Below are 13,399 nucleotides of genomic sequence, written 5' to 3' on the forward strand. Positions count from 1 at the left end.
ACAACAGATACACTTCGTATCTGTTTAGATTTTAAACCAAAACAATAAGCAGCATGAGTACCATTTCCGCAAAGGCAGACGATATCAAGTGGCCTGAAATTTTTAGCCTAGGAGCTTTAAACGTATCAGTAGTGATCAGTTGGATTGCCTATCATGAGTACCAGCCTATCCTCTTAGAAAATTTTAGTTTCAATCATTTAGCTGATTTTTTGATCGTGACCAAAGCGATCGTATTGATATTGATCCCCGCACTGGCAGGACTTCTTGCCGATTATTTACTGGGTAAAAACGGCAAATTTTTCACCCTATTCACAGTAGGTATAGGAGCTACTGCAATGATCTTTATGATCGTGGCCTCTATCATAGGTGCTGGTCCTGCGGGTGCTCTCAAACCCTTCTTGCCCTATATGATCATCCTATGGCTAGTCTCTATGAATCTATTCATCAGTCCAGCCTATTCTATGATCGAAGCCTTTGCACCAGCACAAAAACTTCCCATTGTCATGGGTTTCTTGTTTCTGGTAACTGAGCTTGTGTATGCATTGGAGCCCTTGGTCGTTGGCCTGGTGCAGTTTTTTGGAGATACCCTGACTTTCATAGTTGGGGGTATTCTGATCTCAGTTAGTGGCTATTTTTTCCATAAAATTTCTTCGGACGAAGTCATTTCTAGAAAAAAGGAAATGCTAACTGCCACAGCCAAACCCCAGAGTTTAGAAAGCTATATCGCCATCTTAGTGATCGGCTTGGCACTGGGCATGGGTAAGGCCTTTTTGGTAGAGTACATTCCGGCCAATTTTGAAGCCAACTTTCCCGATCTGGGCAATACTGGCAGCTATGTATCTTTTGCGCTACTGGGTATGTCGGCTATTCTTGCCTTTGCGATCAGTAAGAAGGTTGCCGTTTGGGAAACTCAAAAAGTCCTAGTAGCTAGTCTAGTTATCATGGGTATAGGGGCACTTATTTTATTATTTTCATCAAGTGTATCAGTTTCCATTGCTGGTGGCATAATCACTGCCATTGGTTTTAGTGTGCTCAACATTAGCGGGCTGCCATTTGCTATCAACCAACTCTCTGTCAAACACATCACCTATGGTGTGGGAATTTATATCGGCGCATCAGAAGTATGCACCGGATTTTTCGAATACTATTTTAGATAAAAAAGAGGCTTATTGGCTGTGAGTCGGCACGAGGTATTGTGCTGGCTTGCAGTACTAGGCTTTCTTCTCTTCAAAGCCCCAATACTTGACCATAAAAGTAACGCCCCACAAAAACAGCGGTATACTTAGCCATTGCCCCATGTTGAGCGGAATATCTGCTTCCCAAGCCTCTTGGTTTTCTTTGAAAAACTCTACGATAAACCGCTCCGACCAAAGCATAGTCATGAAAAAACCAAAAAGAAACCCTTCTTTGAGCTGAGTACGGTGATGGTACCATACATGCGCCAGTATCAAAAACATAAAGATACAAGCCAACGACTCATACAACTGTCCTGGATGTCTCGGGATGCCAAGCACGTCAATTTTGGCGTATTGCACGCCTCCTGATTTGTACAACTCATAGGGCATTTCCATCCCCGACTGATAATAGATGTGTTTGCTTATGCTCGTTTGTCTAGCCAGAGCATTCGGTATACTTCTTTCAAAGAAACTTTGGGAAGTAACTGGGTCTAGTTCTATTCCGCGCTTATACTCTAGCACAATTTGTATCGGCACCAATCCAGCGCTATCGCTCACGGCTTTTCCTCCTTTTTCAAACGAAACATCTTCAAGCCGTTCGTCTCCTTTCAAAAACATATCTTCAACACCACGGGCGAATACGATTCCAGAATCTGAACCTGTAGGTAGCCCAATAATTTCCGAATTCATAAAATTGCCAAATCGGATAAATGCCCCTACCAATACCGTAACAATAGCTACTCGATCAAGAATCCACAGATAGGTTACTCCATATTTTCTAGCATAGAGATACAACGCGATAAACATCCCAATGGCTCCCCCATGACTCGCAAGTCCACCTTCCCAAATTTTAAATATCTCAATAGGGTTGCCCAAATAATACGAAGGGTTGTAAAACAGACAGTGGCCCAATCTAGCACCTACCACTACTGCGATGACCAAATACATCGTCAACTGATCTACGTCTTTTGGGTTCTTGTTTTCTTTTTTGAAAATCCAATACATGACCTGCTGTGCCACGATAAATCCCATGGCAAACAATAGTCCATACCAACGTACTTCTCTACCAATGCCAGGAATAGTAAACATTTCTGGACTAGGGCTCCAAATGATAAAATCGAGAATAGATGTCATGCTTTGTTATATTTTTCGCCAGAAGTACGGCGTGAGTAAAATCAATACGGTAAAAAGTTCGAGACGGCCAAGTAGCATTAGAAAAGATAAGCACCACTTGCCCAAAGCAGGAATCTCTGAAAAATTGTCGACAGGCCCTACCTGACCCAACCCTGGGCCAATATTGCCCAAGCAAGTAGCCACCGAACCAATAGCTGTCAGAAAATCCGTTCCGATCCAAGCCATAAGCACCGAGCCTATGGCAAAGATGGAAATATAGATCATAATAAAAGCTAGGATGTTGAAGGTAATGTCTCTATGTACAGCTTTTTTATTGAGCCTTACGGGAATGATCGCCGATGGGTGCAGTTGTCTTTTGAGCTCCAAGATACTGTTTTTGAACAAGATGATATGACGTACAATTTTCACGCCCCCAGCGGTACTACCTGCCGAAGCACCGAAAAACATCATCACAAACATAAGCACGACAATAGACGATGCCCACTGACTATAATCAGCCGTAACGTACCCCGTGGTGGTAATGATAGAAACGACTTGGAACAATGCATCTCTAAAAGATTGCTCTACGCCTAAACCTGACCTGTTGTACAGACTAATGGCACATATCGCAGTAAGTAGAATACAAAATCCCGCATAAAATCTAAATTCTTCGTTGCGGTATACGGTCATAAATTTACCATGCAGCCCAAAGTAGGTCATGGTAAAATTAGTTCCCGCCAAAAACATAAACAGCGTAATGACATACTGAATATAAGGCGACTCATAGTATGCCACACTTGCATTTTTGGTGGAGAATCCTCCTGTTGCCATGGTCGTCAGGGCATGGTTGATGGCATCATAGAAAGTCATCCCTCCTAGCCATAGTAGCACCACTTCTGTGAGCGTAAGCCCTACATAAATCAGCCACAGCCGTTTAGCCGTTTCAGTGATTCTAGGCTTCAACTTGTCTGGCGTAATACCTGGCGCCTCTGCCACAAACAGCTGCATGCCACCAATACCTAAAATAGGCAAAATAGCTACCGCCAATACTATAATGCCCATGCCCCCTATCCACTGTGTAAGGCTTCGCCAAAAGAGAATCCCCTTGTCTACGGCTTCTATATCCGTGAGGATAGTAGCTCCGGTAGTAGTAAACCCTGAAATGGTTTCGAAAAAGGCATCTGTAAAATTGGGAATGGCTCCGCTCAACATATAGGGCAGCGTACCAAAAGCCGACATGGCAAGCCAGCCTAAAGTCACAATCAGGTACCCGTCCTTCTTTTTTAATTCTTTGCTTTTGTTTTTGCGCGTAAGTATAAAGGCGATATAGCCGACCACCATTGTGATCCCTCCAGACTTGAGCAACGGCACCAAATCTCCATCATCAAAATGCAGACTGAATGGTATACAAAGCATCATGAAGGCACCATTGAGCAAAAGTAACAGCCCTAGGACGTTGACAATGACTTTATAGTTGAATCTCATTTGAAGTATCCTTCTACTTTTCTAATGCACTCTGATCTACTCAAAACCACTACACGATCTTTTACTTCGAAGTGAAAATTGCCTCGGGCAATGTGTCCTTTTCCGTTTCGGATAACGCCCCCAATAATAGCAGACTTGGGGAAATTTAGGTTTCGGAGTTCGTGCTTGAGAATTTTAGAACCTTCGGTCACTTCAAATTCCAAAATTTCAGCATCTACTCCATGTATAGTGGTCATGTTGACCACCTGACCTTTTCGTATGTATCTGAATATAAAACTGGCCGCAATCAGTTTCTTATTGATCATTGTATCCACTCCAATGTTTTGTGAAAGGTGGATATAATCCATATTTTCTACCAAAGAAATGGTTTTGCCTACGCCATGGTTTTTAGCCACGAGCGAAGAAATGATATTTGTTTCGGAATTGCCCGTCACGGCGATGAATGCATCCATCTCGTCGATTCCTTCTTCCTTGAGCAGTTCCACATCTCTGCCATCTCCATTGATAATCATGGTGTTTTGCAAGGTATCGGCCAGTTCAAAACATTTGTCCCGATCTTCTTCAATGAGTTTGATGTTGTATTTTTTACTCAACTGCAAAGCCGCTTGTATCCCTATCTTGCTCCCTCCCAGTATCATGATATTTCGGATGTCTTCGCTTTGTTTTTTAGCAAGATCCAGCACGCGCTCTACTCCATCGGGCTGACAGATGAAGTAAGCATGATCGTTATTCAAAAATTTATTTTCCCCATAAGGAATTATCGTTTCCCCATTGCGAAGAATCGCAACGGTGGTAAAACTGTGATCGGGATTGAGATAAGCCGCTTCTACAAGCGTCTTACCATTGAGCTCAGATTGCTCATCGATGGTGATTCCCACGAGCGACAACGTCCCTTTTTCGAAATCGAAAAGATCCGTAAGTGCAGTCTGTTTGAGCAGACGTTTGATCTCCTTGGCTGCTAGGGATTCTGGCGAAATAATTTCATCTATACCAATATCCTTGAGATCGAGTATTTCTTTTTTATGCAAGTATTCTGTGTTGGTAATACGTGCGATGGTCTTGCGAGCACCTAAATTTTTGCCAATGATGGAAGTAGAAATGTTGGTAGCCTCAGACTCTGTCACAGCAATGAGTAAATCCGCCTTAGCAACTTGTGCCTCTTCTAGCGTACGAAAAGACGTAGAATTGCCCTTAGTCGTCTGCACATCCAGATGATTGGAGATGTACTGCAGCTTATCATCATCTGTGTCTATGATGTTAATATCGTGCGATTCAAAGGCCAGTAGTTTGGCTAAATGAAACCCAACATCCCCTGCACCTGCTATTATAATCCTCATATCTGGCTTATTCCTTTACCGGTTGGTGTTAGCAAATATAAAAAAACCCTCCTGCTGTGAAACTAATCCTGAGTTTAGTTCTTATAAATTTGATGAGTTCCATTCTTTAAATAAGTTTTGTTCCTCTGGTCATTTCTTTTTTGCCAGGAGGGCCGTCCAATTCTTCGGTTTCAAACCCTACTGCTTTGAGGTCTCTTTTGAACTGACCCTGTGCACAATAAGTCACAAACACTCCATTAGGAGTCAGTAGATCATACATTTTGCGTAAGACTTCGTACGACCACATCTCGGGCTGTTTCGATGGTGCAAAAGCATCAAAATAAATCAAATCAAAACACTCAGAATCTGGATTGAAATCTGCAATATCTGTTTTTACTTTCGTCAATGTCAACTGATCCGAAATTTGACTCTCCTCCTCCCATGTTGCTTGATGCAATTTGGTAAAGAGTTTCTTAGACATCTCTCCCGATTTTTGATCTTTGTAGTTGAGCTGAGCCACTAAATCTGGTGCTAGTGGATATTTTTCTATAGATGTAAACCTAATGTCGATCTCCTGCCCGAGTACTGCCATCGTTGTAAGCCATGGGTTGAGACCCGTACCAAAGCCTATTTCTAATATTCGAATGATTTTCTGTTCTTTATGTTTTTCACGAAAGTGATCTAATCCCATTTTAAGAAAAACATATTCTGACTCGGTAATCGCCCCATGCGTGGAATGGTAGGTTTCGTTCATCTCTGGTATGAGTAGTGATGACGACCCATCTCGGGTTTCTATAACTTGGATATCAGACATGCTTATAGATGAGTGCGACGGCGTGTGCAGATACGCCCTCTTCTTTACCCACAAAGCCGAGTTTCTCTGTGGTAGTAGCTTTTATAGATACGTCGTCCGCGTCGACACCCATCACTTTGGCCAATACACGCTGCATTTCAGGAATGTGAGGATTGATTTTAGGTCTTTGTAGGCAAATCGTACAATCCAAATTACCCACCTCATAGTTTTTGTCGCGGATAAGCTTCATCACATCGGCCAGCAAGATCTTGCTGTCTATCCCTTTGAACTGCGGATCGGTATCTGCAAAATGGAACCCAATGTCGCGTAGATTAGCTGCACCAAGCAGCGCATCACAAATCACATGGATCAGTACGTCTGCATCAGAATGCCCCACCGCTCCATGCGTATGCGGCACTTCTATACCGCCCAGCCAAAATGGCTGCCCCTCTGCCAACTGATGCACATCGTAGCCGTAGCCTATTCTTATATTTGGTTTCATATCTTCAATGATATAATGAGTTTGATGATCTGATTTTCAATCATTGATTCACTCATTTCGTTTTAGCTTTTTCCCAGTACTCATCCATTTCGGCTAGGGTCATTTCTCCCATTTCTTTGCCGTCTTTTTTGCTCTCTGTCTCTAGGTATTGAAATCTTTTGATAAATTTTTTGTTGGTGCGCTCCAGTGCTTCTTCTGGGTCTATATTCACAAATCTGGAATAGTTGACCAATGAGAACAGCAAATCGCCGAACTCATCTCGGGCTTTTTCTTGGTCGTTATTTTCTACTTCTGCTTTAAATTCGTCTAACTCCTCGTACACCTTATCCCAGACTTGTTTTTCGTTGTCCCAGTCAAAACCTACTCCTCTAGCCTTTTCTTGTATTCGCATGGCCTTTACCATAGCAGGTAGCGACTTAGGCACGCCGCCCAATACAGACACATTGCCTTTTTCTTTGAGTTTGAGCTTTTCCCAATTCTCTTTTACGTCCTTTTCATTCTCAACTTTCACATCTCCATAGATGTGTGGGTGGCGATGCACCAACTTGTCACAAATACCATGTAGTACGTCCGCGATATCGAAGGCGTTGGTCTCCGAGGCTATTCTAGAGTAGAATACCATGTGTAGCATCAAGTCTCCTATTTCCTTTTTCACCTCCTCTAGGTCGTTTTCCAAAATGGCATCTGACAACTCGTAGGTCTCTTCTATCGTAAGGTGACGAATAGAGGCGATGGTCTGCTTCATGTCCCACGGACAGTTTTCGCGGAGCTCGTCCATGACGGTGAGCAGTCTGTCAAAGGCCGCCAATTTGGCCGAACGGTTAACATCTGGCTTACTTTTTGCGATGGGCATGAAATATGAGATTAAGCATTAAAGTGGAACTTTTGGCAAAGCTATTGGCTTTAATGTATAAATTTGCATTCAACTTTTGAAAATATGACTACAATATTGTTAGGAATTGGTTTTGTGGCAATATTCTTCATTTTTATGAGCGTTAGACTCATCTTCTTGAAGGATGGACAATTTAAAGGCACTTGTGCCTCGCAAAACCCTTATCTCAATAAAGAGGGAGAGGCTTGTGGCTATTGTGGAAAAACAGTGGCAAGTGGGGATGCCTGTGGCAATCCTGAAAACGAAGTAGATAAAGTCATGAGCAAATTTTAATTTGTCGGATTTCACGACAACCAGCATTTCTTAAAAGAATTTAAAAAAAACGTATTTACGGGGGCTCAGGCAAAAATTTGAAAGACTTTTCGAATTTCAATGGTTTGTCTAGTTTTGCGCACCCAAAAAAACTATACATCAACTAGATGACACTTATTAAATCAATTTCTGGGATTAGAGGCACCATAGGCGGCAAAGAAGGAGAATCCCTGACTCCGAATGACGTAGTAAAATACGCTGCAGCATTCGGGTACTGGGCAAAGGAGAATTCTGGAATTAGCAAAGTAGTGATCGGTAGAGATGCCAGACCATCTGGTGAGCTAATCACAAAAATAGTAACAGGCACCCTTCAAGGACTCGGCATAGATGTGGTAGACCTCGGACTATCTACCACTCCTACTGTAGAAATGGCCGTGCCCGCTGAAAACGCTGGCGGCGGCATCATCATCACCGCTAGCCACAATCCAAACGGCTGGAATGCGCTCAAACTCTTGAATGCTAAAGGAGAATTTATCTCTGCTGCCGAGGGCGAAAAAATATTAGAACTTGCCGACTCTGGTGAAATCGAGTTTGCCGTTTCGAAAGAAATCGGCAGCTATGAAGAGAATGATTCATATATAGATTATCATATCGATAAAATATTGGAGCTGGATTTGGTAGATATAGAAGCTATCAAAAACAGAAAATTTAAAATTGCCGTAGATGCCGTCAACTCTACTGGAGGGATTGCTATTCCTAAGTTGCTTAACAAATTAGGAGTCAGCGATTATAAAATATTCTTTGGAGAGCCTAATGGCCTCTTTCCCCACAACCCTGAACCACTACCAGAAAACATCACACACATCTGTAATGAGGTAGAAGGTGGGCATCTAGACCTAGGGATCGTAGTAGATCCGGATGTAGACCGTCTGGCTTTCGTGGGTGACAATGGGGAGCCTTATGGTGAAGAGTACACCTTGGTGACAATTGCTGATTATGTAGTAAAAAACAAGCCAGGCAATACGGTATCCAACATGTCCTCAACCCGAGCACTAAGAGATGTAACCGAACGAGCAGGTGGTCAATACGAAGCTTCTGCTGTAGGTGAGGTAAACGTGGTAAACAAAATGAAAGCAACCAACGCCGTGATAGGTGGCGAAGGCAACGGAGGAGTGATCTTTCCTGAGTTACATTACGGCAGAGACGCTTTGGTTGGTATTGCGTTGTTTCTGACACATTTAGCCAAGTTTGGCAAATCGGCTTCTCTACTAAGAGCCATGTATCCTAACTATCACATTTCTAAAAACAAGATAGACCTCACTCCGGATATTGATGTGGATTTTGTGCTGGAAGAAGTGAAAAAAAAATACGCCAAACAGCCAATCAATACAGAAGATGGTGTGAAAATCGAATTTGACAAGGAGTGGGTACACTTGAGAAAATCGAACACAGAGCCAATCATCAGAATCTACGCTGAATCCGACTCTAGAAACACCGCAGATGCCATGGCCAAAAAACTGATGATGGACATCAAAGAAATCGTAACGGAAAAGGTAGAGGACTAACCTTCACACTTTTTGGCAAAATTTTAAAGTCCCATGAATCTGGGACTTTTTTTATTCCTGTGAGAATACCTCCTCAAAGAAATTTTTCATGGCTTGCCAAGCTCGCCGATTAGAAGAGGGTTGATAATACATCCCCTTTTCAGGAAATTTGGCTGCTGGATTGGTGAAAGCATGCCCCGTATGACCAAAGGCCAATATTTGCCAATCAGCATTTCGAGCGGTGAGTTCATGCCCTAGTGCCACGGTACTTTCTGGACTCGCCATTGGATCTTCCCACCCATGTAGTACCAATACAGCTGCCTTGATGTCCCCTTGGTGATTCACATTAGGTTGATCATATATACCATGAAAACTAACCACTCCTCCTACATCGGCACCCGAGCGAGCTAAATCCAACATACACTTCCCTCCGAAGCAAAATCCAATGCCTCCTGTTTTTGTAGCGTCTACTTGCTCGTGATTTTTGAGTGCATCGAGTGCCAGAGCAATATTGTTGAGTAGCAGTGCTCGATCGTCCAAAAATGGCTGCATCAAGGCATCTGCCTCTTCGGGTATGGATGTATGTTTGCCTTCTCCATACATATCTATGGCAAAACCTACATAGCCCAATTTGGCAATCTCCTCGGCTTTATTGAACTCAAAGTCTCCCCGTCCTCGAAAAGTGTGAACCACTAGGACTCCAGGTTTTGGTTCTTGGATAGTATCATCCCAAGAGATAACTCCTTCGAATGTGGCTTTTGACTTTGGGTCTTGATATACAATTTTTTCAGAATGGATCATAAGGCTAAAATTTATCTATCACTTCTCAAAGCACTATCAGTTGTTTATCTTTTTATTTACTTGATCTCTGATTTTAAAAAACTCGTATTGTAACTCTGTCCCTTTCTTCTTGTCAAACCTAAAAGTATTCGTGCCAGGGTCGAGTAGCACTTCAAAAAACTGCTCATTGAGCTCGCCGGACATCTCATGCGTACTACGTACCTCCGAATCGCGGAGATGCAGCTGACTAGCATACTCAACAGGCAAATTCAACATGATAAAATCTTCTATATAGAGATCATGGTCTTTCCCATAAAGTTTTATTTTGATTCCCTGCTTGGTTTTCTGAAACTGTGTGCGATACAAATAGACTCGGCCTAAAACATCGCTCGACTGCGGCAGCCTTTCCACAAAATTTCTTTCGTTGTAGTGCTCCACTACCGTGATAATCTCATCCCATTTATATTTTAACTCGGGGGCATTGAGATAGGCTGTTGATTCCTCATCGTCCGACACGAAAGACTGAAATACTTGGAGCCGCTTGGCTTTCTTTGCTTTCGACTCTGTCACCCCAAATACTTTTTCGAATCTCCCATCTTTTTCTAAATAGAGACTTTGGTCGTTGCCCGTATTTTCGAATAAGGTCAAACGACCTACGGCTATGCGCTTCAAGAAAAAATAGCCTGAATAATCCATACCTGGATTTTTCTTCAAAAAATAGGCTCGCTCTTTTGAGCCTTTGGTATAGCCAAAAACTGAATCGAAAGGATAAGCTTCAAATTCTTTCGTTAGCGAATTTTTCACTTTCAAGTGATCATTGGCCATAGCCAACCTAAGTATGCCAATCCGCTTACCATTGCGCAACACAAGCGTGTCTTGTGCGTGTCCGTTGAGGCATACGAAAAAAATAAATCCGATTATAATAGTAACTCTCACCAGCTTGGGGGTTTTGGTCATTGATCTTCAAATATATAAAAGGACAACACGCCACAATCCCTACCGTGCAAAAAGTATAAAAAAGTCTGCCCTTTCGACATGAGCAGACTTCAATCTATAAACTTAAAAATCAATCAAAACTGTATCCTATACATAAGATCTGGGAAGAACCCTATTTGTTCCACTTCATTGATCTCGTCGGTCACTTCATTGTACCTTCTTTCATAGACATTTTTTCGGTTAGTTACATTTTGCAGGTCAATAAAAAACTGGTGCGACACATTTTTCTTAGCACTATTGATACGAACGCCCAGTTTTACATCCCAGCGGAAATAATCATCATAGCGCAACGCATACGCTTGATTTTCGAATAGCACTTCTTCACCTCCATTGTTTCGAGTGCCGTCTAGGTCGATCGGCGTGTAGGGTTTGCCTCCCGATGTGGTCAGTTTTGTGTCAAAAGTCCATGCATTTTTTTGTCCTCTGCCAAACTTCCACTCTTTACCAAAAAGCACATTGTACACAAAATGATTGTTGAAGGCCGTATTTCGTTGCACACCATCACTTCCTTCATATTTCGAATCGAATAGCGAGGCCGTCATGAGCAAATAATAACTATTGCTAAAGAATTTTTCGAGTGTCACTTCTGCTCCATAGTTTCGCCCTGTACCTTCATTCACCAAAGAGCCTCTTTCTTCAAATTCAAAATCAGCCCCTTCGTTGAGAATAGAGTAGCTACTTGATACTTGCTCCACAGGCACATCAAAAAGATACTGGATATAGGTTTCCACTTTTAGTCTCCAACTTGGACTAAGGTTTCGGTCATACCCTAGCACCACATGATGACTTCTCGTAAACCCCAAATTATCATTAGTCATTTCGTACATCCCAGGAGAGACTTCTTCTTCAACAAATAAAATCGGACTTGGAACAGCCTGCGCATGTAAGCCATAAGCCAAACTCAAACGCTGGCGTGGGTCGAATTGCCAACTGATCGCTGCCCGCGGTTCTAGCGATCGTGCTCCCGTGTAGCTATGATATTGACTGTGAAGTCCGCCAGTAACACTCAAATCATCTGTGATATTATACTCCGCTTGTGCAAACCCTTGTGACAGGATGTACTGGTCATTGAAATTCCTAACCAAGTGAAAGTCATCGGGAACTCCATCACCATTGCTATCAGGGATACTGGCTTGATTGTCTCTATCCTCCGCAAAAAAATTGGCATCGTACAGCTCTGCCACCACGCCCGCTCGAAGCGACCATCGAGCATCAAATTTTTTGTTTAATGTAGAGCTAAACGTATATCTGTTTTCGGTGTTTTGTACATTGGTGGCGCGATAAGACTGCTGTACATCGCCATTGGTATCTCTGATGAGGTTGTCTTGTTTGTAATTTCCGTAAGTGGACGATACACCAAGTATTGTTTTGATATAAGTGGTCTTATTTAATCGAATCAAATGTGAAAGCCCTATAAGCCCCAAAGCATTGTCTATGTAAGCATCTTGATTAGGGTTTGCAAAAAGATCCGAATCATCTATCTCATCACCCAAAAAATCGATGCCACTAAACCCACCAAGTCCGAAAAGTTCAAATCTCCCAATTTTCGTTTGTCCCAAGTTGGCCTTGAATGAAAAATCGTGATAAATCGGCACCGCACTCGTACCTGTAGCGGCAAATCGTGCAATGCCATAGCGATAAGAGGCTACAAATGACGAATTCTTCTCACGACTGATTGGCCCTTCAGCCATAAATTCTAATCCCGAAAAAGCAGCTAACTGCCCCGTAAATTCATATTTATCTGTATTCCCATTTCTAAAATTAACATCAAAAACAGCAGCGTTCGCATTACCATACTCTGCGGGAAATGCCCCCGTCATAAAATCAGAATTGCGAAGCAAGTTTGTATTCAGCGCACTCACTGGGCCACCAGTAGAGCCTAGTGTATTATAATGGTTAACTGTAGCTACGGGCAATCCTTCTATTCTCCAAAGTAGCCCGCTAGGCGAATTGCCCCGCACCACGATATCATTTCTGGAATCGTCGGGGGCACTCACTCCAGCGAACGACGCTGCCATTCTTGCCACATCATTTCTTCCTCCCGAATAGCGAGTGACTTCTTCCAAACTAAATGTTCGGGCACTTACTTTAGCCAATTCATTGATAGGTAAATCCTTGTTGGCATCAGCTGTAACTACAACCTCCTCCAAACTTCCTACAGATTCCTCCAATTTGACTTGCAGCACCACTTCTTTGCCGGCCGTCACCAATACATTAGGGATCGTCTGGTTTTTATACCCCAGGTATTGCACCATGAGCGTTTGCCTGCCTATCGGCACATTTTCTAATTTAAAATAACCATCCATATCAGCTACTGTACCCAGATAGGGATCTGATCCTATCAGGCCTACGGTAGCACCAAACAATGGATATTGTGCTTGGGCATCTAGTATTTGCCCTTTCACCGTTTGGGTTTGCGCTGTCGCTTTTAGACTCAATAGTGCGACCAAGAGGCCAAGCACTAGAATTAACTTTTTATTCATGGTTTGTGGTTTTGAATTTTTGATTACAACACGAAACTAGATGGTAGGCGATGGATCATAAGCTGAAA

At 42.7% G+C, this 13,399-nt stretch carries 12 protein-coding genes; 3 read left to right on the top strand and 9 right to left on the bottom strand.

The window, feature by feature from the left end; genetic code table 11:
• Positions 1-53: 53 nt before the first annotated feature.
• Entirely contained in the window at positions 54-1,157 is a 1,104-nt protein-coding gene (locus tag N7E81_RS04440) for a hypothetical protein (protein WP_263052076.1), read from the top strand.
• A 54-nt stretch (positions 1,158-1,211) separates the two neighbouring features.
• Here N7E81_RS04440 and N7E81_RS04445 read toward each other — a convergent pair whose 3' ends face one another.
• The 6 genes from N7E81_RS04445 to mazG form a co-directional block, all read right to left on the bottom strand.
• A complete protein-coding gene (locus tag N7E81_RS04445) occupies positions 1,212-2,309 on the bottom strand; it encodes a prolipoprotein diacylglyceryl transferase (RefSeq protein WP_263052077.1) in 1,098 nt (365 codons plus the stop codon).
• Between the two features lie 6 nt (positions 2,310-2,315).
• Positions 2,316-3,773: a TrkH family potassium uptake protein gene (locus N7E81_RS04450; protein ID WP_263052078.1), complete on the bottom strand. Its 1,458-nt coding sequence runs from the start codon at positions 3,771-3,773 to the stop codon at positions 2,316-2,318.
• A complete protein-coding gene (trkA, locus tag N7E81_RS04455; RefSeq protein ID WP_263052079.1) occupies positions 3,770-5,110 on the bottom strand; it encodes a Trk system potassium transporter TrkA in 1,341 nt (446 codons plus the stop codon). The genes N7E81_RS04450 and trkA overlap by 4 nt, the downstream gene beginning before the upstream one ends.
• A 106-nt stretch (positions 5,111-5,216) precedes the next feature.
• On the bottom strand, positions 5,217-5,903 hold the full coding sequence (gene mnmD, locus N7E81_RS04460; RefSeq protein WP_263052080.1) for a tRNA (5-methylaminomethyl-2-thiouridine)(34)-methyltransferase MnmD: 687 nt from the start codon (positions 5,901-5,903) through the stop codon (positions 5,217-5,219).
• Entirely contained in the window at positions 5,896-6,384 is a 489-nt protein-coding gene (gene ispF, locus N7E81_RS04465) for a 2-C-methyl-D-erythritol 2,4-cyclodiphosphate synthase (RefSeq protein ID WP_263052081.1), read from the bottom strand. Before ispF ends, mnmD begins: the two co-directional genes overlap by 8 nt.
• Before the next feature lie 52 nt (positions 6,385-6,436).
• Positions 6,437-7,237, bottom strand: coding sequence for a nucleoside triphosphate pyrophosphohydrolase (mazG, locus tag N7E81_RS04470; RefSeq protein WP_263052082.1), 801 nt, complete (start codon positions 7,235-7,237; stop codon positions 6,437-6,439).
• Positions 7,238-7,321: 84 nt separating this feature from the next.
• Between mazG and N7E81_RS04475 the strand changes: the two genes are divergently transcribed.
• Both N7E81_RS04475 and glmM read left to right on the top strand, forming a co-directional pair.
• Entirely contained in the window at positions 7,322-7,549 is a 228-nt protein-coding gene (locus N7E81_RS04475; RefSeq protein WP_263052083.1) for a hypothetical protein, read from the top strand.
• A 146-nt stretch (positions 7,550-7,695) separates the two neighbouring features.
• Positions 7,696-9,093: a phosphoglucosamine mutase gene (gene glmM / locus N7E81_RS04480; RefSeq protein WP_263052084.1), complete on the top strand. Its 1,398-nt coding sequence runs from the start codon at positions 7,696-7,698 to the stop codon at positions 9,091-9,093.
• A gap of 51 nt (positions 9,094-9,144) precedes the next feature.
• Here the strand turns inward: glmM and N7E81_RS04485 are convergent, their stop codons facing one another.
• The 3 genes from N7E81_RS04485 to N7E81_RS04495 form a co-directional block, all read right to left on the bottom strand.
• Positions 9,145-9,873 (bottom strand): dienelactone hydrolase family protein, encoded by a 729-nt coding sequence (locus N7E81_RS04485; RefSeq protein WP_263052085.1) that lies wholly within the window; start codon positions 9,871-9,873, stop codon positions 9,145-9,147.
• A gap of 36 nt (positions 9,874-9,909) precedes the next feature.
• Complete coding sequence (locus tag N7E81_RS04490) at positions 9,910-10,809, bottom strand: hypothetical protein (protein WP_263052086.1); 900 nt, start codon at positions 10,807-10,809, stop codon at positions 9,910-9,912.
• A gap of 113 nt (positions 10,810-10,922) precedes the next feature.
• Positions 10,923-13,331 (bottom strand): TonB-dependent receptor, encoded by a 2,409-nt coding sequence (locus N7E81_RS04495; protein WP_263052087.1) that lies wholly within the window; start codon positions 13,329-13,331, stop codon positions 10,923-10,925.
• Between the last annotated feature and the right edge of the window lie 68 nt (positions 13,332-13,399).

This window comes from Reichenbachiella carrageenanivorans (genome assembly GCF_025639805.1).
Taxonomy (GTDB): Bacteria; Bacteroidota; Bacteroidia; order Cytophagales; family Cyclobacteriaceae; genus Reichenbachiella; species Reichenbachiella carrageenanivorans.

Excerpts from the sequence above, each read along its gene's own strand:
- N7E81_RS04440 (WP_263052076.1), top strand. The coding sequence starts at position 54 with ATGAGTACCATTTCCGCAAAGGCAGACGATATCAAGTGGCCTGAAATT.
- N7E81_RS04445 (WP_263052077.1), bottom strand. The coding sequence starts at position 2,309 with ATGACATCTATTCTCGATTTTATCATTTGGAGCCCTAGTCCAGAAATG.
- N7E81_RS04450 (WP_263052078.1), bottom strand. The coding sequence starts at position 3,773 with ATGAGATTCAACTATAAAGTCATTGTCAACGTCCTAGGGCTGTTACTT.
- trkA (WP_263052079.1), bottom strand. The coding sequence starts at position 5,110 with ATGAGGATTATAATAGCAGGTGCAGGGGATGTTGGGTTTCATTTAGCC.
- mnmD (WP_263052080.1), bottom strand. The coding sequence starts at position 5,903 with ATGTCTGATATCCAAGTTATAGAAACCCGAGATGGGTCGTCATCACTA.
- ispF (WP_263052081.1), bottom strand. The coding sequence starts at position 6,384 with ATGAAACCAAATATAAGAATAGGCTACGGCTACGATGTGCATCAGTTG.
- mazG (WP_263052082.1), bottom strand. The coding sequence starts at position 7,237 with ATGCCCATCGCAAAAAGTAAGCCAGATGTTAACCGTTCGGCCAAATTG.
- N7E81_RS04475 (WP_263052083.1), top strand. The coding sequence starts at position 7,322 with ATGACTACAATATTGTTAGGAATTGGTTTTGTGGCAATATTCTTCATT.
- glmM (WP_263052084.1), top strand. The coding sequence starts at position 7,696 with ATGACACTTATTAAATCAATTTCTGGGATTAGAGGCACCATAGGCGGC.
- N7E81_RS04485 (WP_263052085.1), bottom strand. The coding sequence starts at position 9,873 with ATGATCCATTCTGAAAAAATTGTATATCAAGACCCAAAGTCAAAAGCC.
- N7E81_RS04490 (WP_263052086.1), bottom strand. The coding sequence starts at position 10,809 with ATGACCAAAACCCCCAAGCTGGTGAGAGTTACTATTATAATCGGATTT.
- N7E81_RS04495 (WP_263052087.1), bottom strand. The coding sequence starts at position 13,331 with ATGAATAAAAAGTTAATTCTAGTGCTTGGCCTCTTGGTCGCACTATTG.